The organism is Gottschalkiaceae bacterium SANA, from assembly GCA_036323355.1.
Classification (GTDB): Bacteria; Bacillota; Clostridia; order Tissierellales; family GPF-1; genus GPF-1.
The window spans coordinates 496,377-517,614 of record AP028876.1; the positions used below are offsets into that span (position 1 = coordinate 496,377).

The window sequence follows — 21,238 nt, forward strand, 5'->3', positions numbered from 1 at the left end:
GGAGAATGACTAAATGGGATTAGCAATTGAAATGATCGATATTTGCAAAGCATTTCCGGGCACGTTAGCCAATGATCAGGTCTCTATCCGAGTGGAAAAAGGGTCTGTTATGTGTTTAGTTGGAGAGAATGGTGCGGGCAAATCGACATTGATGAATATTTTATATGGCTTGTTACAGCCTGATTCTGGTGAAATTAGAATCAATGAAAAACGCGTGCAGTTTCATTCCAGTTTGGATGCATTAAATGAAAAAATTGGTATGGTCCATCAACATTTTATGTTGGTGGAAGAAATTAGCGTATTGGAAAATATTATTTTGGGAAGAGAACCTGGTAAATCTCAGATGATTGATTATGCATTGGCACGAAAAGAAATTGAAGAATTGATGAAAAAGAATGGCATGCCGATACCCTTGGATGTCTTGGTAAGTGATTTACCAGTGGGAATGCAACAAAAGGTGGAGATTATCAAGGTACTATATCGTGGAGCGGAGATCTTAATTTTAGATGAACCGACAGCGGTTTTGACGCCACAGGAAACGGACGAGCTATTTAATAATATTGAACGAATCTCAGCTATGGGCAAGACTTTTATTTTTATCACCCATAAGTTAGATGAGGTAATTCGGGTTTCGGATTTTATTATCGTGATGCGTCGCGGCAAGGTAGTGGAGCAAGTAAAAACAAAAGACACCAATAAATATGCATTGGCAGAGTTAATGGTGGGAAAAGAAATTCCTCCGGTTCGAGACAGGGTAAAAAAAGATGGTCGTGAAGTTATGCGCTTGCGAGAGATCAATTGTCATGATAAAAAGGGTCGGTCCTTGTTGAAAGATATTAATCTGTCCATCCATCAGGGCGAGATTGTCGGTGTGGCGGGCATTTCCGGGAATGGACAACAAGCTTTGGCACAAACGATATCAGGCCAAATCCTACCGAATTCCGGCGTGATTAGCTATGAAGGCCAGGATTTTTCACGGGTGAAACGACGAGAAAGATTGAGCAAAGGCATCAGTTATATGCCAGCGGATCGAAAGAAAGATGGGCTGTGCATGGAATGGTCTATCGCGGAAAATAGCATTGCTGGCTATCATATGCTTGATAAATTTGTAAAAAAGATTGCTGGTATTCACTTTATCAATGAGTCTCAGATGAATGAAAATGCGAAAGAGATGATCAAACGGTTTGATATTCGAACGCCGAGTCATAAAACGATGGTAAGCGCCTTATCAGGTGGCAATCAGCAGAAGGTAGTCATTGCTCGGGAGACCTATGTGCAAAAGCCAAAGCTATTAATTGCCGCGGAACCCACTCGGGGTGTAGATATTGGGGCGATCAGTTTTATTCACAATTACATTATGGAACTTCGCAATGAAGACACGGCTGGTCTTTTGATCTCTTCGGATTTGGATGAGATATTTGCTTTAAGCGATACGATTGTTGTACTTTTTGAGGGCGAAATCGTTTGTCATGTAAAAGCGAGCCAAATTACTAAAGAAGAACTGGGCCTATATATGGCGGGGTCTAAAAGACAGGAGTATGAATATGAATCGTAAAGTCGAGACTGCAATTAAAAGTATTGGGAAACCCTTGTTTGCAATTTTTGTGTCTCTATTAATTGGCGCGCTATTGATTATTCCAACGGGAACATCGCCATTGGAAGCCTACGGTATTTTGTTTATGGGCGCTTTTGGTTCTTGGCAAGGAATTACGACAAGCTTGGCCTATGCAACACCTTTGTTGTTTACGGGTTTGGGGGCGGCCTACGCTTTTCGGGCGGGAGTCTTTAATATTGGTTTAGAAGGACAAATGTACTTTGGTGCCATTGCTGCAGCTTTGGTGGGCGTTTATGCAAAGGCGTTGCCTGGTCCGATACATATTCTTTTGTGTATAGGGGCAGCGATGTTGGCCGGTATGCTTTGGTCTATTATCCCAGCAATTTTGAAAATCAGATATAATATCGGGGTTTTTATTACCTATATTATGTTCAATAATATCGCCCAATTATTCTCTGATTACCTAGCCGCCTATCCTTTCAAAGGGGAATTGTCGATTGCGGCGACCTATAAGGTCAGTGAAAAGGTATTTTTGCCAAAATTGGCTGGTGAAATGATCGACTTGAATTTTGGATTTATTCTTGCAATTATCTTGGCTGTTGCTTTGTATTTCTTGCTCTTTAAAACGCAATTTGGTTATGAAAGCCGAGCGGCTGGCATTAACGCTGGTTTTACGGAGTATATGGGCGTAAATGCGGTTAAAAAGATGTTGATTGTGGTGATGATCAGTGGCGGTATTGCTGGGCTGGCGGGTGCTGAACAGGTATTGGGAGTCACACATCGTTATATGAGCGGATTTTCTCCAGGATTTGGCTATACGGGAATTACTGTGGCCCTATTGGCAAGAACCAACCCGTTGGCTTGTATCATTACGGCGATTTTCTTTGGTGCCTTGAATAATGGCGCCATACAAATGGAAATATTTACGAATATTTCAAGGGACTTGGTTACCTCGATTCAAGCAATTATGATTATTTTTATTGCAGCGGATTTTGCTTGGAAAAAAAGAAAAACGACAAAAAAGCAAGACGAGCAGAAAGCTGAGTCTAAGAAGGAGGTCGCATAATGGAAATGATGACAATGGTACTAGAAACAACCCTTCGTTTATTGCCAGCGATTCTCTTTGCTAGTTTGGGTGGATTGATCACCCAACGTATTAAATTAGTTAATCTTGGTTTAGAAGGTTTCATGCTGATCGGCGCATTTATTGCGGTTGCAGTCAGTTATTATACGGGATCAGCAATGATTGCTGTTTTGGTTACCGTTCTTTGTTGCGGACTGATGGGTCTATTTTTTGCGGTATTTAACTTGAGATTTAAGGCGGATAATATTGTAATGTCGGTTGCGATCAATATGTTTGCCCTAGGTATTACGAAATACTTTATGAACCTTCTCTTTGGGGTGCGGGGTGCATTTTCGGCGCCAGAAATTGTTGGCTTGCCAAAATTACGTCTCGTATTTCTTGATGGTATTCCGATTTTATCTGCCTTTTCAAATCTATCTGTATTTGTGTACTTGGCACTAATTCTTGTTCTTGTCACTCATATCATCCTGTATCGTACCAAGATCGGACTTCGCATCCGTGCAACAGGACCTAATCCTATGGCGGTTGAAACAGCAGGGATTGGCGTTTATCGATTAAAATGCTGGGTTGTGACGGTGAGTGGCATGCTCTGTGGCTTGGGTGGCGCCTATCTATCCCTAGGTCAATTGACTATGTTCACGGACAATATGACCAATGGAAGAGGTTTTGTAGCCATGGCGGCATCAAACTTTGGAAATGCGGCACCAATCGGCACCTTTTGGGGAGCAGCTTTGTTTAGCTTTTCTGATGCGGTGACCATGCGGGCGCAGCTTTACGGTTTTCCGCCGCAATTGATTCAAATGTTACCCTACGTAGTAACTGTTTTAACACTGATTGCAATGGCAATCGTTAAGGAAAGAAGAATGAAAAGAGGAATCAGCCATGGGTAAAGACCGACCGAATATTTTATTGATTACAACTGATCAGCAGCGATTTGATACCATTAATGCTGCAGGATTCTCTCATATGAAAACGCCGAACCTAGATCGCTTGGCCAGGGAGGGATGTTTGTTTAGAAACGCCTACTCACCGAATCCTGTGTGTATTCCAGCACGGCATAATATCGTTTCCGGCTTGTCTGCCAAACATCATGGGTTTGATGACAATTATTTTGATAACTCGATTCAGATGCCTTCTGACTTGCCAACTTTTCCGGAGTTGTTAACCAATGCGGGATATGGATCGATAGCAATTGGCAAGATGCATTTTCAGCCTTGCAGAAGGCATAATGGTTTTGATCGTATGTTGACCATGGAAGAGATTCCTGACAATCTAGAGGATGACGATTACGCCTTGTATCTGCACAGTCAAGGGTATGAGTATCTGAGGAGCTTTCATGGTGTTCGCCACCTGCTCTATATGCTACCGCAACAATCCATGCTGCCAATTGAACATCACGGTACCACCTGGGTGGCTGATCGAACCATTGAAGCCATGGAAGGATATACGGGAGATCGTCCGTTTTTGATTTGGTCCAGTTTTATTGAGCCCCATCCGCCCTTTGATGTGCCAAAGGAATGGGCGAATACCTATGACGGGGTGCAGATTCCTGCAGGGTCGGTTTCAAAAACACCCCTATCCTCATTAGCGGAGGAAAACAAACACATTGCCGATTATCCGACAAAGGAAGTAGCGGACCGTGCTAAACGCTTGTATTATTCGGCGATTTCTTTTGTGGATGATCAAATTGGCCGGATCCTCGCGCATCTGGAGGAAACCGGGCGTTTGGATGATACTTTGATTATTTTCACTTCGGACCACGGAGAGATGCTAGGAGATTTTGAGACCTATCAGAAGTTTTTGCCCTATGACGGGTCCTGTAAAATTCCATTTCTCGTTCGGTATCCGAAGCTGGTGGAAGCAGGATCGGTTGATGATCGATTTATAGACTTGAATGATATTTTGCCAACTTTTTTGGATGTGGCAGGTGTAGATTATCCAGCCAATCATAAACTGCCGGGTGAAAGCATCTTTGTTCAAGATGGATTTAAGAACAGGAACTACCAGTATGTGGAGCACAATAAGGGCAACAAACGCTGGGTCAGCCTGCGGAACCACAACTATAAGTACAACTATTACTACGGAGGTGGTCGAGAAGAGATTTTTGACATGGTAGCTGATCCGAAAGAAACAAGGAATCTTCTTTGTGGTAACATAACGACTGCTGAGGAAGAAGCTCGAGTGAGACTGAGGAAAAAACTGGTTCGCTATGAAAAGGCCTATGGATTGGAAGGTTACGTTGTCAATGATGATTTTGTGGCGATGGAACCCTATATTGCGGTTCCTTATCGGGAGACGAATTTTCCCAAGCATATTGAATCTTTGTCAAAGGAAAAACAGGCGATGTTGAAATCAATGGAATCTGAGATTCGATTAGCCATTGAAGCTGAACCGAAGGTAAATTTGAATGAATTGGATTTAGATACTTTTAAACGGATTGGTGGATATTCAGATGAGCAAGTTGAAGCATTGCTAAAAAATTAGATTGAAATTTAAACAGAGAGTTAGTCAAGCAGAATGCGTTCTTTGGCGGTTTCTGCTTGACTTTTTTATGCTTTTTGCGAAAGGTTAAGTAGAGTGTGACGATCGGTATAATGATTGGCATAAGACTTGGCATAAGACTTGCAATAGTGTAGAGTATCAAACACTAGGAGGGTTTTATGAAACCAAATCTGATTCTTTTTAATCCCGATCAAATGAGGGCTGATTCTTTGAGTCATTTGGGCAATGAAGCGATAGAGACGACGGCAATGGATGCCTTGGCTGAAGATGGAATTTCTTTTTCTCGTGCATTCTGCCAAAATCCAGTGTGTACGCCAAGTCGATGCAGTTTTGTCAGTGGCTGGTACCCCCATGTACGGGGACATCGCAGCATGCATTATATGATGCAGCCGGATGAGCCGGTTATTTTTCGTCGTTTAATGAAAGAGGGCTATCATGTCTGGTGGGGCGGCAAGAATGATATTGTGGCAGCAGACAAAAATATTTTGGATTATTGCCATGAGAAACCAGAACCGGATTTTTTGAAGCATAATCTGGAACAGGATCCGGACTGGATGGCAACGTGGCGGGGAAGGCCGGATTCTTCCGCTTACTACAGCTTTCATGCTGGTGTTGTGACAAATGAACATGAAATCAACTTTCTCAAGCATGATGAGTATTATATCGAAAAGGCGATTGAGCAGATTAAGAACCGGAAACCAGACCAGCCTTTTTGCCTCTTTTTGCCGCTTCTATTTCCGCACCCGCCCTATGCGGTTGAGCAACGCTTTCTTGATCAAGTTGATGAGACGAATATTAAGCTGCCAGTCGTATTGAAAGATCTTTCCGGCAAAGCCAAAATGCTCAAAAAGATTCGTGATAATCAGCGTTTGAGTGGTTGGGAAACGGCTGATTATCTGGCTGTGAAGAAGACCTACTTGGGTATGGTGAAGAAGGTGGATACCATGTTGGGACAGCTGGTGGAAGTTTTGCGGGAAGAAGAAATTTATGATGATACGGCGCTCTTTGTTTTTAGCGACCATGGAGACTATATGGGTGATTATGGAATCCTGGAAAAGAACCAAAATACTTTTGAAGATGCCTTAACCCATGTTCCCATGATTGTAAAGCCACCAAAGGGTGTGGACTGTCGTGTAGGAATCCGCAGCGACTTTGTTGAGCTTCTGGATCTTCCGGCGACTATAGCGGATATGGTTGGATTTGATCTGGGCTATCAGCAGTTTGGTCATTCCATGCTACCGATGATTGCAGGAGAAAAAGGGGAACGAGATTTTGTTGTTGCAGAGGGAGGGCGTCTTTATGGAGAAGAGCAATGCATGGAAAAGGGGCACCAGCCCTCATCGCTCTATTGGCCACGGCTCCATGCCCAAGAAGAGGAAGATGGTGCTCATGGAAAAGCGATTATGATTCGAGGAGAACGGTACAAATATGTGTATCGGGCGGCGGAGCCTGATGAATTGTATGATTTGAAGTCGGACCCCAAGGAGATGGTCAATCGAATTGATGATCTAACTTTGGAATCAATCCTTCATATTTTTCAAGATAGATTGTTGACGTTTTTGGTTAACACGGGTGATTATGTGCCACCAAAACGGGAAAAAAGAAAATAATATCAAAAGAATCAGCAAGTCGAAATTTCGATTTGCTGATTCTTTTTGGTTAAAATTGCTCTTTGAATAAAATTTCTGTGAGAAAGATGATTTCACGGTCTGGGATGGTGATCTTGTAGTGTTCATCGATTTTTCCGATGCTTTTCTTTACGGTAAAGAATAACTCGCGCTGGGCATTTGAGTCTATGGAAAGATTTTCGATCTCCATAACTAAAGGTTCATTAATGATCAGCTTCTCGATTAGTCGGGATAGATGAGAAACAAAGATAATGATGGAATTTTCTTTTAAGGGCTCGCCGACCTCTCGTTCAATGGAGCGGATGCATGTGGTGAAGATTCCTGCCAATTCATCGAGATCGAGAAAATCCACATAGTATTTTAAGAGGCTAGGCATAGCCAGACTGAGGTCTAGTTTGAGCTTTGAAGTCTCTTTTCTGTCTTTTGTTTGTGGCTTATTAACACGAAGATCTTGATAGCGGAAAGCTTTGGCTGTGCTTTCGGCCAGCTCTTCTAGTTGTGTAATTACATAGTGTTTATTAACTGCTTCTAGGATTAAGGGTGGACTGACAAAATCAATGGTGGCTGTTTTAATGCCAGTTAAATCAGTGATTTTCTTCCCTAAATTTACTAAGGAACCCATATCCACAAGAAAGAGAATGCCATTATCGTTATTGATGCGAAGACAGTATTTAGTAACTTCGTTAAAGAAATCTTTATGTGCCTCGTCCAAGAGAAAGTCGAAGCCAACGGTTACTTTTTCACCGAAAATTGAATTGATGACATTGGACATACTGGTTGCCGTATGATTGCCATGAGCCAAGATGATAATGGGAATCCGTGCATCCTTTTCGTTAGCAAGATTGACAGAATGAATCAATGAAGAAAGAAAATTTGTTTGCGTTTTAGATATTCGTATACCGATTAAACGCCCGATTTCATCACTTAGGGCCATGGCGAAACTCTTCTCTTCATGGGTGATTTTCGATATATGAAAATCGAAGTTTAGGTTTTGCTCTTCCTTTTCATCGTGGTTGCCAAGCCCACCAATAAATAAGCTTAAAGGGCTTAAAAGCTGGGGTGAGATATTAAAATTCGGTTGCTTTGAGAGTGTTTTCATTAGGGATTCGATGACTGAAATCACATGATTTGGAACAATAGCATGGAGTTTTTTGAATTGATTTTGATAGATTTTGGATTTATCATAACGATAATTCAAGTCCAATTTCTCGCTAAGAGTAATTAGTGCTTGGTCTTTGGTGTAACCCAGATTCATCAGATTGATGATTTCGTCGTTGAGTTCCCTGTACCATTGCCCTTCTTTTTCCTCATGAACACCTGAATTAGGTAAATTTGTAGGAAGGATGAAGATGGTGCTCTCATGAATTTTTAAGTTGTTTTCTACAATGGGAAGCTGCCTTAAGTTCTCGGGTAGGCAAGTCTGATCGATTAGAATCTTATTGCTATTGAGGATGGTTTTATTTAGAAAACCCTTGGCACAAGCAAATTGGAGTGCGCTTTTTAGTTTGCCGATATTTCCCTCTTCATTGTGAGAGAGCAAGCTTTTTAGTACGTCGGATTTAATTTCAATAGGTGTATTCAATTTTTCAGCTTCTACTTGGAAAAGGGTTTTGATCAGGTCAATGCGTTCCTTGATGGGGCGTGATTCTAGGGAAGGCATGCGGAGTACAATGGGAATTCTTCGCATAAAGGTATCCAACAAAGCGGTCTTTGGATCCTCCGTGGTTGCTCCGATTATTAAAATGTTTTCTATACGTTCTGGCTTTTCACCTCCCATTTTTCGGTACATACCCTGGTCCATAATTGAAAAGAGCATTTCTTGTCCCGTGGGAGGTAGTCGGTGAATTTCATCCAGAAAGAGGATGCCGCCATCCGCTTGTTTGATTAGGCCTTCCTTCACCTGATCAGCCCCTGTAAAAGCACCCTTCTCATGGCCAAATAACAGGGAGACCAGCATTTGAGGATTGTTGGAATAATCCGAGCAATTCAAGCTGATATAAGGAGAATTGGGCAAGAGCTTTCCAGAATGAACAGCAAAATCGTGCATCACTTTGGCCAACAGAGTTTTTCCTGTACCAGATTTTCCTAAAATAAGGGTGTGGAGTCCATTAGGGGGATAAAGGATGGCTGCTTTCGATTGTTCGCAGATACTCTGCAGACTACCATCATAGCCGATTAAGGAATGATAGGGGTCGGTCTGTTCTGCTTCGACTGGAGAAGTAATATTTGCGATGATTCGAAAAGTGACAGGTCTGCCACTGGATTTTTCTACTAGGCCTTCTTTTGCCAAGGCATTTAAATCACTACTGGCATTGGCGCGGCTAATGCCTAAGACTTCAGCAATATCTTTTGCTGTGAAGTTGGATTGCTTAGCGTTTTGCAAGAATTGTTGAACTTTCTCTTTCCGTAACATAAAAATCACCTCTCCTTTAGATTAGTATCAGTATAATTGTTATGGATAAATGAAACAATAGGCAATAGTGTTTTGCGATAAAAAGTAGTGTTTCGATTTTGCGAATTAGTGTTTTGTCACTAAAGAAGGAAATTCAAGTTCTTGGGGGTTAGTGTTTTGGCATGATCCTTGCAATAGTTAGGGGTGGAAGCAGAACAAAGGAGGAAATTAAATGAAGGTAAAAATGTTTCGAACCGATGACCGATTGATTCATGGTCAGGTTATGGTGCGTTGGGTTGGTGGATTGGGCATTAAAAAGATTGTGATCTTTGATGAAGAGATCAGTAAAGATCCAATGCTTGCCAGCATCTTTGAATTGGCTTGTCCGCAGGGAGTTGAATTGATTATTGAAGGGGTTGCCGCGTCAGCAGATGTGCAGGCAAAACTGGAGGGACATGGAGAGCGCACTTTGGTTTTGACACGCTCGCCCATTACAATGGCAAAAGTCATCGAATCTGGATTCGAGTCGGAAACTGGATACAATATCGGACCGATGAGCAATAAACCGGATACAACAAAATTGGCACCATTTTGCTATTTGCTTGCAGATGAAATCGAGGCACTGAAAGAGGTTCATCAGCGAGAAATCGAAATCTTTGTTCAAACAGTCCCAGATGCTGAGAAGCTTGTCTGGTCTGACTTGGAAAAATTATTTTAATAAGAGGAGGAGCTATGTCAATATTACAAGCAGTATTAATTGGAATCTTTGGATACCTTGGCGCAAAGAGAACACCTTGGTTCTTTGGCGTAACTGGCGGATGGAACACCATTGGTCGTCCATTGGTCGCAGGTCTTATAATCGGTATCATTTTAGGAGATGTCAAGGGGGGGATCCTGGCGGGTGCAGCTGTTCAGGCCATGTATATTGGTTTGGTAACACCAGGTGGAGCCTTGCCGGCAGATATTAATCTGGCAGCATTTATTGGAATTCCTTTAGCGCTTGTCAGCGGTGGTGGACCCGACTATGCGGTTACCTTAGCGGTACCATTGAGCTTTTTAGGAATTGTTATATTCAACTTCCTAATGTCATTTAATGCAGTATTTGTTCATCGTGGTGACAAATATGCGGAGGAAGGAAATGGCGATGCGATTATTAAAACGCATATATCAGCAACCATTCCCACCTTCTTGATCCGTTTTACTGTTATTTTTGCAGCGTGTTACTTTGGTGCACCGGCTGCACAGGCTTTAACGACGGCAATGCCTGAATGGTTGGGTCATATCTTTATTGTATTGGGTCGTATGCTTCCTGCAATTGGTTTTGCATTGTTGCTGCGTCAATCGTTGACAGACAAAAAGATGATCGTATATTTCTTGGCTGGATACGTAATTATCGCATCCTTCAATATTACGATTCTTTCTTTGGCGATCTTGGCAAGTTTGTTTGCAGTAATGGATATGATGTATGGAAAGGAGGCAGCATAAATGGCGGAAACAACAGCAACAACACCAATTAAATTACCAAAAAAAGAAGTGCAGAAGGCGTGTTGGAGATTTGTATTCTTCTCTCATTGCGGCCAAAACTTTGAAAGAATGATGGGTATGGCTTTTACCCATATGATGGTACCGATTCTAAAGATTTTGTATAAGGATCCAGAAGAATATAAAAAAGGTTTGAAACGCCACATGCAGTTCTTCAATACAGAACCAAATTTGGGATCAATTATCCCTGGTATTGCGATTGCTTTGGAAGAAGAGCGAGCAAATGGCAAGCCTATTTCGGAAGAGATGATTGCGGGCACGAAGAATGCCTTGATGGGACCTTTCGCAGGATTGGGTGACTCGATTATTGTTGGAACCTATATGCCAATCCTCTTGAGTATTGCCTTGGGTCTTTCAGAAGATGGCTCGCCAATGGGAGCGATTTTCTACATCGTCACTTGGTTGGGATCGATTCTGGCCATGCGATATTGGTTGTTTATGACGGGTTATAATTTGGGACTAAGCGCAGCTAAGACGGTATTGCAAAAAGGGTTGACTAGTTCGGTAACGCGGGCGTTGAACGTGGTTGGTCTGATGACAATTGGTGGTGTCAGTGCAAGTTTTGTCAAATTTCCAATAGCATTTGCCTATCAATCGGGTGAGATGACGATTCAACTGCAAAGTATTTTTGATAAGATTATGCCGCGTATGATGCCCTTGGTATTGGTGCTTACGGTATACTCGCTGATTGTGAAAAAAGGATGGTCTGTCAACAAGGTGATCTTGGGACTTCTCGCTTTCGTATCAGCAATGACATTCTTGGGAATTATGTAGAGGGAAGGGCTGCCTTTGGCAGCCCTACTTTAGGAGGACGACAATGATTGGAATTATTATAGCTGGCCATAAGGAGATGGCAGTCGCCCTGAAGGCTGCTGCCGAGATGATCTACGGTGAGCTTGATCAAGTGGAAGCAGTAAGCTTTGAGCATGGAGAAGGGTTAGAGGAAGTTAAAGCCAAACTTCAGGCCGCTGAGGATAAATTAGAGAGTGACGATGGACTGCTTGTACTGTTAGATTTGTTTGGTGGAACGCCAATGAATGCTTCGGCCATGACTTATGGAGCACGCGAGGATGTACGCTTACTAGTAGGCGTCAATCTTCCTATGATTTTTGAGGCGGTGGAAAAGCGATCGACTGGCTCTTTGGACGAGATTCAAGATACAATTCTTGAGAATGCCAAGCGTGCTATTGGTAAGTTTCCGCGCTAGGAAGGAAAATTATGAAAGAGCTATTGATATATTTATCAGATCAGCATAATCCAATGGTGAGCGGCGTGTATGGAAATCCTTGGATTGATACGCCGAACTTAGATCGAATCGCTCAGGAGGGACATGTATTTGAGAATGCCTATACACCTTGCCCGCTTTGCGTTCCGGCAAGACTTGCTTTTTTAACGGGAAAGCGGTCATCAAAAATCAATGTCTTTAATAACGATTGTAGCTTGGCAGGTGATCAACCAACCATCGCCCATGCAATTGGCGCGAGAGGATATGAAACGCTTCTTATTGGTCGCATGCACTTCAAGGGGGTTGACCAGACTCACGGATTCGATGAGCATCTTGTAGGGGATATCACCACACAGTTTTGGGGAAATGGCGGAAATCGCCGTACGGATCTGGGTGCTTTTATGGGCACAACCAATATGAAGGGTTGTTTAGATGTGGTGGGTGGTGGTGATTCGCCCGTATTAGATTTTGACGAATGTGTTGTAGATGAAACCCTGCGGGTCATGAATGAAAAGAGTGAGGCCTACCGCTTTATTGTCACAGGTACTTATGCACCGCATTTTAGTTATGCGGCACCGAAAGAGTTGTATCTGAAATACAAGGAACGACTACATGAGGTCAAAGTGGACATCAAAAAAGAAAATCACGCTGCCTATCAACATATGGAGCGAGAGATAGATGATGACTTGCAACTGTCCATACGCGCCGCCTATTATGGAATGGTGGAGACTATGGATCAGCAGATCGGACAAGTCTATGATGCGTGGAAACAACGATTGAAAATAAATGGACGTGAAGGGATTTTTGTTTATGTCTCCGACCACGGCGATATGCTGGGGGAGCGTAAGATGGTAGGGAAACAAACTTTTTATGAAAGTTCAGTAAGGATTCCTTTGCTGATTGCCGGGAATGGCATTGAAATTGGTCGAACGAAAACACCAGTGAGTTTACTGGATTTAAGTCGTAGTTTGATTGATTGGACTGGTGCTGATCCACTCCCAGACATGGAAGGGGAGAATCTTATGAAGATTGCCCGCTACGGTCGTCGAGATCCGGTGATTGCTGAGCATGTGATTGATCGAGTGGATGGATGTTATGCTGGGAAGATGATTGTCCAGGGGGATCAAAAAGCCTTTTCTTTTGATGAAATCGGGGAGCTTGCTGTGTATCAGCGGGATGAAAATGGAATTTTTGCGCCAAAATCTGTTTCGGAGCCGGAGAAGTGCGAATGGCATGAAAGGCTAAAAAAAGACTGGAATCCGAAAGAAACTATAGAGCGGTATAAGCAACGGAAATCAGACCAGGAAGTATTGGTTCGATGGGGAAAGAAGAAGCAGCCGAAAGAAACGGCTCGAGTTGTATATAAGCGAGGGAATTTTGAAAAGCCACAGTTTTAAGGAGAGGAAAATGAAGCGAATTTTATGGACCGACATGCACAGTAATGTGCATGCTAATCAGATTCAAGAAATGGATCGATGGTATGAAGAAGCGAAGAAAAATTTTGATTTTTGGCCCATAGCCTATTATCCGTTTTATATGAGAAAAGATGCGTGTGGACTGGGTGTGGAAGATCGCTACTCAGATGAAATCGTGGCAAAGGATTGGGAAAAAGTACGAGCTTTAGCCGCAAGGGCTGAAAAAGACGAATTTCCTTTCTTTATGGGTTATGAATGGCAGGGAGCAGGTCTTGATGGTGATCATAATGTGTATTACCTGAAGAACGATCAAGATACGCCGAACCCTATGAGATATCAGGGATTAGTGGATGTTTTGCCTAAGGGTGAAGCCTTGGCTATTCCCCATCACCTGGCCTATCAACTGGGGAGTCGAGGGAAAAACTGGACAAGTCATAATGAAGAACTTTCTCCATTTGCAGAGATCTACTCTTCTCACGGCAGTTCTGAAAGCGACGTAAGTCATCTATCCATGGAGCGTCATATTCATATGGGCCCGCGCACAGAGGGTAGCCACTTGGAAGCAGGACTGAATTCGGGTTATAAGGTTGGTATTATCGCATCTGGAGACAATCACCAATACCCAGGCGTGTATGGACATGGCATGATGGCAGTCATTGCGGATGCTGCTGACAAGGAATCTATCTGGAGAGCCATGAAGAATCGCCATGTTTATGGGGTAACGGGTGATCGCATAGAGTTGATGGTCTTTTTGGATCAAGCCCAGATGGGGGATGAAATTCTTTCAAAAGACAAGTATCTTTTGGATCTTCGAGTAAAAGGCAGTCATGCCATTGATCGCGTGGAAGTCTTGCAAGATAATATTGTGCGAGAAGTTTACACTCATTCCGGTAGCTGGGAGCGAAGAAAATTGCCTGAGACCGTACGTTTTAAGTGTAAAATTGAGTTTGGTTGGGGGCCGGATCGACGAATTTTTGAAGATATCGATCACAAGGTTTGGTCCGGTAAAGTGGAAAGCAAAACGGGTAAAATTTTGAGCGTTGAAAAACAATGGACCAATTATGGGCAAGAGATCATCAAGCAGACGGATAAGGAATTGGACTTTAAATTGACAACGTATAAATCTACGGCAACAGGGAAGTGGATGGGGCCCTCTCCGGTTGGCAAGGAAGGTTTTGTTATAGAAATTGAAGACAAACTGGATGCTGAGATATTATTTACTGTTGAAGGGAAAGAAGTTATTTTGACGGTAAAAGAAATTCTGGCTCAGACTCACCTTTATGAGCTAAGGGAAGAAGTGGAGAAATTGCTGAAAGAACGGTTTGGATTTGACGCCTACTATCGGGATGATCCCTTCTGGCACAATGCATACAAGTTCAAAATTCATCGCGGTATTCCGGAAGCGGGTTACAAAATGGAAATTGAGAAGGAACTGGAAGGCGGTTTCCAAACAGGGAGCCAATTAAGAGCACGTGTTTATCAGAAAAATGGCCATATGGCATGGTCATCACCCATCTTCATCAGATAAATTAAGAAAGCTGACGCAAAAAATGCGTCAGCTTTTTTTATGAGGAATAGATCTTCATTATATATTTAGCGGAATGGTTTAATCTGCTAACTTATTGTCCATGAAGATAGTCTGGTTGCCAGGGTTCAAGCAGAATGCATCACTTTGCGATCATTTTTTGCAAGCCGCGGATAATTCCATATCCAAGAAAGAGGAAGGTCAATGGAATAAAAAAGATCCGCGCTTTTACAAAGAAAACAATGGAACTTCCGGCGATGGAAGCCAAGGGGATCAGAAATGCCGGAGCACAACAGGCCAATCCGGTGAGGAAGGCGGGCAGGATGCGCAATAGTGGATTTTTCGCTTTCTCATCAAACCGACATAGTTTTGGATTTCGCTTTAAGACGAAATACAATTGCAGATTTATCAAAAATAAGAAGGCAATTGTAAGTCCCATTAAAACATTCAATGGAGAGAGAAACCACTGAATGGCAGGAAACTGAACCACGGCGATGGGCTCCCAAAGGAAGGGAGCAACCGGTCGGTTCCAAAGTTTAGCTGCGTTTGGAAGTATGGACCATTTTGCATCGTACAATCCAAATCTCAAATGGTTCAAGCTAATCTGATAGAACAGGAAAAAGAATAAGCTAAGCAGAATGGAGATTCTCAGGGATTTATGATCGCCCATTAGGGCTTTCCATTTTTCTTTCATTCAAAATCACTCATTTCGATTAAGCTAGACTCTGGAAAGTATGCGTACCATGCAAACCAAAAAGCATCGTAGTAAATCGGTGCTTGTAAATGGGTTTCATGGTCGATGGGCCAGCCATCATAGTTCCACACTAAAGATTCTTGTGGGCTTATGAGTGTTCTTTTTGCTCGATCGATTGTTAGATCCGGATAGTCGGTTTGATCGATGATTCGCGTGGTTTCTAAGCCTTCATCCCAGAAGATTAAATAGTTATGCTCTTCCCATGAGAACTGCATGGATTTAACTTTTCGCAGTTCAATAGGATCAAGGACAAAGTTTTTCTTTTCGATCCGAAGACCTGTGATTATTTTTTTCGGAAACCATTGATCCGTTTCTGTCATTAGGGGAAAGAGAACGGCATCATTAAAATAATAGGAACTGCGCAGTTCGTGCGATCCGTATGGATCAGAACCATATTCTCGCAGAAAACCTGTATTAGTCGTTAAGACCTTTCCGTCTAGGTTGATTTTTTTTACATTTCTCCATGTGCTCCAATGAATTGGATGATGAGTCAGCTCCAATCCGGGAGGTGCACCGGTTATACTTTGCCCAAGCATTTGCGGCCAGTATTGGTTGCTTGCTCGGTCGTACATGACCAGATTGCTGTTTAATAGCTTGCCTGATGTACCGAATTCTGAAATTTCTCCACGAAATCCAATGGCCGTTGCAGTTAAGGGACAGTAGGAAAATACATAGTTCTCAGATTCATTCCAATCCATGTTAATAATTTCATGCCAGACGAGTACCTCCTGGGGAACGATAAACAGTCCTTGGGGAGTACGGGTGATCATCACCCAGTCATCATCCTGCATAAAGACGGCAGCATCTTGAATTGGGATAAAATCAGGTGAGTCAATGGAAGGGATGCCATCTGGAGCAACACCTCCGCTTTCAATGGCTTGATATAAGCGATCAAATTCTGATCCTGAAGCTGGTGGGATCAACTCGATTGCTTGAGTGGATGATTCTTCTATGATTGAATCTTGCGGTGAAGTCCCCCAAGATCGAAGCCAGATTACAAAGATGAATATCGCTGCAAAGAGTAAAGTCCAAAGAACGATTTGTTTTGCTTTCATCGGAATTCTCCTTTCATCATTTATATACCCCGTAGGGGTAATTAAAATAAGAACTTTCTATAACGAATAATTGCAATAACGTATCTGAAGGTATTATGAGCATCATTTTGGAATGCATTTTTCTAATAGCGGCAAATGCTTTTGGTTATGGTCCATTTTAGTGAGAGTTAGTGAAATTGCTGTCGAAGTCAATTTTTTATGATTTGGCTTGATGAATAGGTATCCATCTTCTATACTGGGAAGATAAGGAGAATAGAAGATGACAGAACGCGTAAAAGCACAAATTGCTCTGATTATCAGTGTGGTGATCTGGGGTGTTACATTCATAAATATGAAAATCGTTTTATCGGAATTGCCGCCTATTACATCCAATGTGGTGCGTTTTGCCATGGGCAGTGCAATCTTGTGGATTTTACTGAAATTCATGGAGCCGAAGGCTCGCTTTCAAAGGCATTGGTTCAAGTCCATGTTTTGGACCGGTTTCTTTGGTGTCACCATTTACTATGCCTTTGAAGGGCTTGGGATTGATCGGATGGATGCATCGTCATCGGCTCTGATTATGGGGGCCATTCCTCTGATGACCTTGTTGATTGAACGAAAGCGTCAAAAACAGCCAATTCTCTTAAAGGAATGGGGCTTGTTTTCTCTCTCTACATTGGGTATCTATTTCACAGTGATGTCGGAGTGGCGGTTTCAGCAGAGTATGGAAACCCTTTGGGGCATTGTTTTTCTGTTTATCGCAAGCATTGGCTGTGTTATGTATGCCGTATTGACAGCCCGGGTGGACGACCGAATGACTTCCCTGCAGGTCTTGACTTATCAGACGACCATTGGCAGCTTGCTCCTGCTTCCCGGATTGCTGTTGGAAGATTTTAATCTTCTCACTTGGTTTGTTCACGATCCTCAGATGCCCATGACCATGGGACACTTGCTCTTTCTTGTGATTGGATCCACGGTGATCGCCTATTATCTCTATGTCTACAGTGTTCGTATTATTGGTGCAGCTGATTCGGCCTTATATATGAACATTATCCCCTTGGTAACCCTGGTTTTGGGGACAACTTTGCTGGGAGAAAGACTATCTGTGGAAAAGGTTATTGGTGCAGTGTGCATCATTTTGGCGGTCTTTTTATCGGAGTGGTTGAATAAAAGGCAAGCGAGCAGGGTTGGGAGAGTAAATAGATAATTGATGGAAAAGTTTGTCTAGTAAGGGGTATGGTTTTTGTAGAAGAACTTTATCGCAGAAGAGATCAAGTTGAAAGTGAGGGAGTCATGGAAGAACAGAGATTAACGGTTGAGGAATTTACTGAAAGAAGCCGAGAGTTGTCTCGACATCATCTTGATTTTCGGCGATTGGGTCTGAAGGGCAAGATTCTCGATATCGGTGCTGGTGGCGAAGGTGTCATTGGTCAGCTCTATCCGGATTCCATTGGGATCGATCCTGATAAGGAAGAATTGGAGGAAAGTCCTGCTAAGCAATTGAAGATTGTGATGGATGGGCGAGACTTGCAGTTTATGGATGAAAGCTTTGATACGGCAACGATCTTTTTTACCATGATGTATATTCATCCCGATGATCAATTGAAGGTGTTTGAAGAAGCATATCGAGTATTGAAAGTGGGTGGTGAATTGCACCTGTGGTATCTGCATATGGGCGAACCTGATGAGGAAACATATGGTTTGATTCTTCCGCTTGAGATTGAAATGCCCAAGGGTATGCTTCAAACAGGATACGGGGCAAGGTGGAATCGCAAGCAGGATGATGACAGCTTTGTTGAATTGGGGAAGCGAGCGGGATTTGCTGTGAAGAAGGTTCATTTGAATGGTGAGACCGGTTGGATTCGCTTTTATAAGAAATAAGCGCAAGATGGGAAATGGAAATAAGAAAATTGAATGGGCAAAATCAAAGGGTAGCTGTAATGGCTACCCTTTTTTTAATAGGCGTATGCTGTTAGAAAGTCTTCCATCATCTCGCCGATCTTGTCAAATTGATTCAAATGGATGTCTGATGGGTCGTCATCCGGTGTGTGAATGCGCTGCATGTCCAGTTGAATTATGGTGAAGGCATTGTAGCCGGACTGCAAGAACGGCAGATGATCGCTGGCGTATTTACCGGTGGTAGAAGCATCTGTTGGAAGATCCCACTCTTTCGCTGAATCCAATAATTCATCCAGCAAGCGGCTATTGTTTGCGACTCCGTCCATGGAAAGTGGATAGCTTGGATCGGTACCTACCATATCAAAATTGATGACCTCGTAGGGGGGATCAATCGGTGGGTTTTGAAGAAAATCAATGGAACCCAGTAGTCCAACTTCTTCCCCGTTAAAGGCTGCAAAGACAAGGGTTCTTTTTGGACGTTCAGCCTTGACAGCCATGCTTCGAGCCAATTGTACCACCATGCTTGTACCGGATGCATTGTCTAAGGCACCTGGGAAGATGACGCCATCTGGGTCGCTACCAACATGGTCTAGATGGCCGCTAATAACAAGGGCGGGTAGAGAGGGATCGGTACCGGGAATCATTCCGACTACATTATTCAGGATGACGGTTTCAAAGCTTAGGTCATTGACGATATGAAGACGATATCCCTGCTCAGAGAAATTTAAAAGTTCCTCATAAACATCAGGGGTGACATAGCCGAGAATTAAGGTTTCGCCTTGTTTGTTGGCCGGTTCTCGAATGCTGGCTCCCTTGATTACATATTCAAATTCATCGCCTCGCTTTGGATTACTGGTTGGCGCAATGACAGCCCTGACTTTTTTTTCAAGAAAGTTTTTTTGTTGATGGGGAAGACGTACACCATCAGGGTGAAGAATAATTAATTGGTCCACAACATCAGCGGCGCGTTTAATTTCTCGAAAGGGTGATTCCACATGGCCACCACCAGCGTAGTATGAGCTTCCGAAGGCAAAATCTTTTCTTAATTGATAGGATTTGATAATTTCGCCATTTGGGTCTTTGACTTCAAGGATAAAGGTTTCGCCAAAAATAGGAACCATGGCTTGAAATCCTTGTTGATAGCCGCCGCTCGGTGCTTGAAGACCAATTGCTTCAAATTCTTCGCTGATGAGTTCAACCACCTCTTGATTCTTTTTAGTTCCTGCCATTCGTCCTTCGTAGTCATTGGCAAGGGTTGTTAAAAGGGTGAAGGCGGCATCTTCATTAAAATCATTCTCTTGTCCTGCTAGAACAATGGGGGGGGATTCTAACTCTGATTCAAATTTTGATTTGGATTCTGATTCTGGTTTGGATTCCGAAGATGAGCTGGGTGTTGCATAGTCTGGAATCGGCTCTGCTTGAGTAGATAACCAAATGATCCAAATTAGTCCTAGCAGTGCGATGAGAATGATGATGAGTCCTAATTTTTTACGATTCATATCGAAACTCCTTTCACATGCTCTAATTGAGGATTTATCGTTTTTTAAGCGATGCGTAAAATCAATATGTGATTTCTGCATTTGATAGCAATTGCTAATATTCAAGTCTCTCTTTACTTTTATTATAAAGGGAATAAAGGGCTAAAACTGGATGTTTCGAAATTGTGAGAAAATTTCAAAAGTTTACCAAAATGAATCGGTCGATAAATTCTGATAAAAATTATCAAGGATGTGCTTTTCATGATGTTTTTTATCAGTGTGGAAAGCTTGAATAGCCAGAAAGCGTACCCATTCAGCGAATTGTATTTTTGGCATAAGAATTGCAAGTATTGGAGATAACCGGAAATCGTTTTCGGAACAAATGGATTCCTTCGGATGGGAAACCAGGAAAATGAAAATAATATGGAGGTACGATCAATGAAACATTTGGGTACGGTTGTAGGGGCAGCAATTGCAGGTATGTTCGTTATGAGTGTTTGGGGCGAACTGGCAGGTGCGTATGGATTGGTAGGCGGATGGTTTGCCGCATTGATTATCATCGGCGTGATGTGGTTTATGAATCATTTTGTTGGCTTAATCAACAATGATGGTGCATGGGTCGATATGGCTGTCGGCATCGGTGTTGCAGGTACGGCACGTGGGGGATTTGATGCTGGTTTCAGTACGGTTGTAGCAGCCTTGCCAACACTTGTATTTGTCTTGATCGGTGGCATTGCCGGAGGCGTTTGCGCACATTATTTGACAAAGGCGTTGAATCAAAATTCTGCGGAATAGATAGGGGGGATTACGATGACAATTGAAAATATCATTACTACAATGGCAGGCGGATTTATATTTCCATTTATGATTTACATGATGTGGGGGAAAATGGTTGATGTTTGGGGTGCAATAGGCGGTTGGATGGCAGCTGGTTTTATTGTTGGAACCGCATGGACCCTCAATCATGGTGTAGGACTCATTATTCAACAAGGTGCTTGGATTGATATGGCATGGGCAGCAGGTATCGGTTTATTTGTTGCGGGTGTATTGGATGGCAATAGTTTTTCGAAGGGTGTCGTAAATTATGGATTTTCAATTATTGGCGGAGTTTTGGGTGGTTTCATCCTATCTTGCCTATAAGTGGGAGAGATGAAGACGCTGAAGATCGCTTTGATCTTCAGTGTCTTTGTTTGCAGAAAAAAATC

19 protein-coding genes are annotated in these 21,238 nt (G+C 42.7%); 15 read left to right on the forward strand and 4 right to left on the reverse strand.

Features of this window, described 5'->3' with window-relative positions:
* Positions 1 to 13 precede the first annotated feature (13 nt).
* The 5 genes from AC25CA_RS02475 (at position 14) to AC25CA_RS02495 (ending at position 6,751) form a co-directional block, all read left to right on the forward strand.
* Positions 14 to 1,555 carry an ABC transporter ATP-binding protein gene (locus tag AC25CA_RS02475; protein WP_486815458.1) on the forward strand — a complete coding sequence of 514 codons (1,542 nt, stop codon included), beginning with the start codon at positions 14 to 16 and terminating at the stop codon, positions 1,553 to 1,555.
* Positions 1,545 to 2,621: an ABC transporter permease gene (locus AC25CA_RS02480; RefSeq protein WP_486815459.1), complete on the forward strand. Its 1,077-nt coding sequence runs from the start codon at positions 1,545 to 1,547 to the stop codon at positions 2,619 to 2,621. Before AC25CA_RS02475 ends, AC25CA_RS02480 begins: the two co-directional genes overlap by 11 nt.
* The gene (locus tag AC25CA_RS02485; protein ID WP_486815460.1) at positions 2,621 to 3,529 is read left to right on the forward strand and encodes an ABC transporter permease; all 909 of its coding nucleotides are present in this window, start codon (positions 2,621 to 2,623) and stop codon (positions 3,527 to 3,529) included. Before AC25CA_RS02480 ends, AC25CA_RS02485 begins: the two co-directional genes overlap by 1 nt.
* On the forward strand, positions 3,522 to 5,123 hold the full coding sequence (locus AC25CA_RS02490) for a sulfatase family protein (RefSeq protein ID WP_486815461.1): 1,602 nt from the start codon (positions 3,522 to 3,524) through the stop codon (positions 5,121 to 5,123). Before AC25CA_RS02485 ends, AC25CA_RS02490 begins: the two co-directional genes overlap by 8 nt.
* Before the next feature lie 176 nt (positions 5,124 to 5,299).
* Positions 5,300 to 6,751: a sulfatase family protein gene (locus tag AC25CA_RS02495; RefSeq protein WP_486815462.1), complete on the forward strand. Its 1,452-nt coding sequence runs from the start codon at positions 5,300 to 5,302 to the stop codon at positions 6,749 to 6,751.
* Between the two features lie 49 nt (positions 6,752 to 6,800).
* On the opposite strand, the gene AC25CA_RS02500 is transcribed toward AC25CA_RS02495, so the two are convergent.
* The gene (locus AC25CA_RS02500; RefSeq protein WP_486815463.1) at positions 6,801 to 9,182 is read right to left on the reverse strand and encodes a sigma 54-interacting transcriptional regulator; all 2,382 of its coding nucleotides are present in this window, start codon (positions 9,180 to 9,182) and stop codon (positions 6,801 to 6,803) included.
* A gap of 211 nt (positions 9,183 to 9,393) precedes the next feature.
* On the opposite strand from AC25CA_RS02500, the gene AC25CA_RS02505 reads away from it, so the two are divergent.
* The 6 genes from AC25CA_RS02505 to AC25CA_RS02530 are packed head-to-tail and all read left to right on the forward strand — an operon-like array spanning position 9,394 to position 14,871.
* A complete protein-coding gene (locus AC25CA_RS02505) occupies positions 9,394 to 9,879 on the forward strand; it encodes a PTS sugar transporter subunit IIB (RefSeq protein ID WP_486815464.1) in 486 nt (161 codons plus the stop codon).
* A 14-nt stretch (positions 9,880 to 9,893) separates the two neighbouring features.
* Positions 9,894 to 10,646, forward strand: coding sequence for a PTS mannose/fructose/sorbose/N-acetylgalactosamine transporter subunit IIC (locus AC25CA_RS02510; protein WP_486815465.1), 753 nt, complete (start codon positions 9,894 to 9,896; stop codon positions 10,644 to 10,646).
* Complete coding sequence (locus AC25CA_RS02515) at positions 10,647 to 11,477, forward strand: PTS system mannose/fructose/sorbose family transporter subunit IID (RefSeq protein ID WP_486815466.1); 831 nt, start codon at positions 10,647 to 10,649, stop codon at positions 11,475 to 11,477.
* 43 nt (positions 11,478 to 11,520) lie between these two features.
* Complete coding sequence (locus AC25CA_RS02520) at positions 11,521 to 11,910, forward strand: PTS sugar transporter subunit IIA (protein ID WP_486815467.1); 390 nt, start codon at positions 11,521 to 11,523, stop codon at positions 11,908 to 11,910.
* Between the two features lie 11 nt (positions 11,911 to 11,921).
* The gene (locus AC25CA_RS02525) at positions 11,922 to 13,325 is read left to right on the forward strand and encodes a sulfatase-like hydrolase/transferase (protein ID WP_486815468.1); all 1,404 of its coding nucleotides are present in this window, start codon (positions 11,922 to 11,924) and stop codon (positions 13,323 to 13,325) included.
* A 10-nt stretch (positions 13,326 to 13,335) separates the two neighbouring features.
* Complete coding sequence (locus AC25CA_RS02530; protein WP_486815469.1) at positions 13,336 to 14,871, forward strand: DUF3604 domain-containing protein; 1,536 nt, start codon at positions 13,336 to 13,338, stop codon at positions 14,869 to 14,871.
* 139 nt (positions 14,872 to 15,010) lie between these two features.
* On the opposite strand, the gene AC25CA_RS02535 is transcribed toward AC25CA_RS02530, so the two are convergent.
* Together AC25CA_RS02535 and AC25CA_RS02540 are read right to left on the reverse strand one after the other, a co-directional pair.
* Positions 15,011 to 15,562 (reverse strand): hypothetical protein, encoded by a 552-nt coding sequence (locus AC25CA_RS02535; protein ID WP_486815470.1) that lies wholly within the window; start codon positions 15,560 to 15,562, stop codon positions 15,011 to 15,013.
* Positions 15,559 to 16,677, reverse strand: coding sequence for a DUF3179 domain-containing (seleno)protein (locus AC25CA_RS02540; protein WP_486815471.1), 1,119 nt, complete (start codon positions 16,675 to 16,677; stop codon positions 15,559 to 15,561). The genes AC25CA_RS02535 and AC25CA_RS02540 overlap by 4 nt, the downstream gene beginning before the upstream one ends.
* A gap of 259 nt (positions 16,678 to 16,936) precedes the next feature.
* Between AC25CA_RS02540 and AC25CA_RS02545 the strand changes: the two genes are divergently transcribed.
* Both AC25CA_RS02545 and AC25CA_RS02550 read left to right on the forward strand, forming a co-directional pair.
* Positions 16,937 to 17,863 (forward strand): DMT family transporter, encoded by a 927-nt coding sequence (locus tag AC25CA_RS02545; protein ID WP_486815472.1) that lies wholly within the window; start codon positions 16,937 to 16,939, stop codon positions 17,861 to 17,863.
* An 86-nt stretch (positions 17,864 to 17,949) separates the two neighbouring features.
* Positions 17,950 to 18,537, forward strand: a complete 588-nt coding sequence (locus tag AC25CA_RS02550; protein ID WP_486815473.1) for a class I SAM-dependent methyltransferase — start codon at positions 17,950 to 17,952, stop codon at positions 18,535 to 18,537.
* 74 nt (positions 18,538 to 18,611) lie between these two features.
* Here the strand turns inward: AC25CA_RS02550 and AC25CA_RS02555 are convergent, their stop codons facing one another.
* Positions 18,612 to 20,054 (reverse strand): M28 family metallopeptidase, encoded by a 1,443-nt coding sequence (locus tag AC25CA_RS02555; RefSeq protein ID WP_486815474.1) that lies wholly within the window; start codon positions 20,052 to 20,054, stop codon positions 18,612 to 18,614.
* 417 nt (positions 20,055 to 20,471) lie between these two features.
* On the opposite strand from AC25CA_RS02555, the gene AC25CA_RS02560 reads away from it, so the two are divergent.
* Positions 20,472 to 20,828 carry a Lin0368 family putative glycerol transporter subunit gene (locus AC25CA_RS02560; protein ID WP_486815475.1) on the forward strand — a complete coding sequence of 119 codons (357 nt, stop codon included), beginning with the start codon at positions 20,472 to 20,474 and terminating at the stop codon, positions 20,826 to 20,828.
* Positions 20,829 to 20,843: 15 nt separating this feature from the next.
* A complete protein-coding gene (locus AC25CA_RS02565; protein ID WP_486815476.1) occupies positions 20,844 to 21,173 on the forward strand; it encodes a Lin0368 family putative glycerol transporter subunit in 330 nt (109 codons plus the stop codon).
* Positions 21,174 to 21,238: the final 65 nt, after the last annotated feature.

Coding starts and splice junctions, on each gene's coding strand:
- AC25CA_RS02475 (WP_486815458.1), top strand. CDS start 14: ATGGGATTAGCAATTGAAATGATCGATATTTGCAAAGCATTTCCGGGC.
- AC25CA_RS02480 (WP_486815459.1), top strand. CDS start 1,545: ATGAATCGTAAAGTCGAGACTGCAATTAAAAGTATTGGGAAACCCTTG.
- AC25CA_RS02485 (WP_486815460.1), top strand. CDS start 2,621: ATGGAAATGATGACAATGGTACTAGAAACAACCCTTCGTTTATTGCCA.
- AC25CA_RS02490 (WP_486815461.1), top strand. CDS start 3,522: ATGGGTAAAGACCGACCGAATATTTTATTGATTACAACTGATCAGCAG.
- AC25CA_RS02495 (WP_486815462.1), top strand. CDS start 5,300: ATGAAACCAAATCTGATTCTTTTTAATCCCGATCAAATGAGGGCTGAT.
- AC25CA_RS02500 (WP_486815463.1), bottom strand. CDS start 9,182: ATGTTACGGAAAGAGAAAGTTCAACAATTCTTGCAAAACGCTAAGCAA.
- AC25CA_RS02505 (WP_486815464.1), top strand. CDS start 9,394: ATGAAGGTAAAAATGTTTCGAACCGATGACCGATTGATTCATGGTCAG.
- AC25CA_RS02510 (WP_486815465.1), top strand. CDS start 9,894: ATGTCAATATTACAAGCAGTATTAATTGGAATCTTTGGATACCTTGGC.
- AC25CA_RS02515 (WP_486815466.1), top strand. CDS start 10,647: ATGGCGGAAACAACAGCAACAACACCAATTAAATTACCAAAAAAAGAA.
- AC25CA_RS02520 (WP_486815467.1), top strand. CDS start 11,521: ATGATTGGAATTATTATAGCTGGCCATAAGGAGATGGCAGTCGCCCTG.
- AC25CA_RS02525 (WP_486815468.1), top strand. CDS start 11,922: ATGAAAGAGCTATTGATATATTTATCAGATCAGCATAATCCAATGGTG.
- AC25CA_RS02530 (WP_486815469.1), top strand. CDS start 13,336: ATGAAGCGAATTTTATGGACCGACATGCACAGTAATGTGCATGCTAAT.
- AC25CA_RS02535 (WP_486815470.1), bottom strand. CDS start 15,562: ATGAAAGAAAAATGGAAAGCCCTAATGGGCGATCATAAATCCCTGAGA.
- AC25CA_RS02540 (WP_486815471.1), bottom strand. CDS start 16,677: ATGAAAGCAAAACAAATCGTTCTTTGGACTTTACTCTTTGCAGCGATA.
- AC25CA_RS02545 (WP_486815472.1), top strand. CDS start 16,937: ATGACAGAACGCGTAAAAGCACAAATTGCTCTGATTATCAGTGTGGTG.
- AC25CA_RS02550 (WP_486815473.1), top strand. CDS start 17,950: ATGGAAGAACAGAGATTAACGGTTGAGGAATTTACTGAAAGAAGCCGA.
- AC25CA_RS02555 (WP_486815474.1), bottom strand. CDS start 20,054: ATGAATCGTAAAAAATTAGGACTCATCATCATTCTCATCGCACTGCTA.
- AC25CA_RS02560 (WP_486815475.1), top strand. CDS start 20,472: ATGAAACATTTGGGTACGGTTGTAGGGGCAGCAATTGCAGGTATGTTC.
- AC25CA_RS02565 (WP_486815476.1), top strand. CDS start 20,844: ATGACAATTGAAAATATCATTACTACAATGGCAGGCGGATTTATATTT.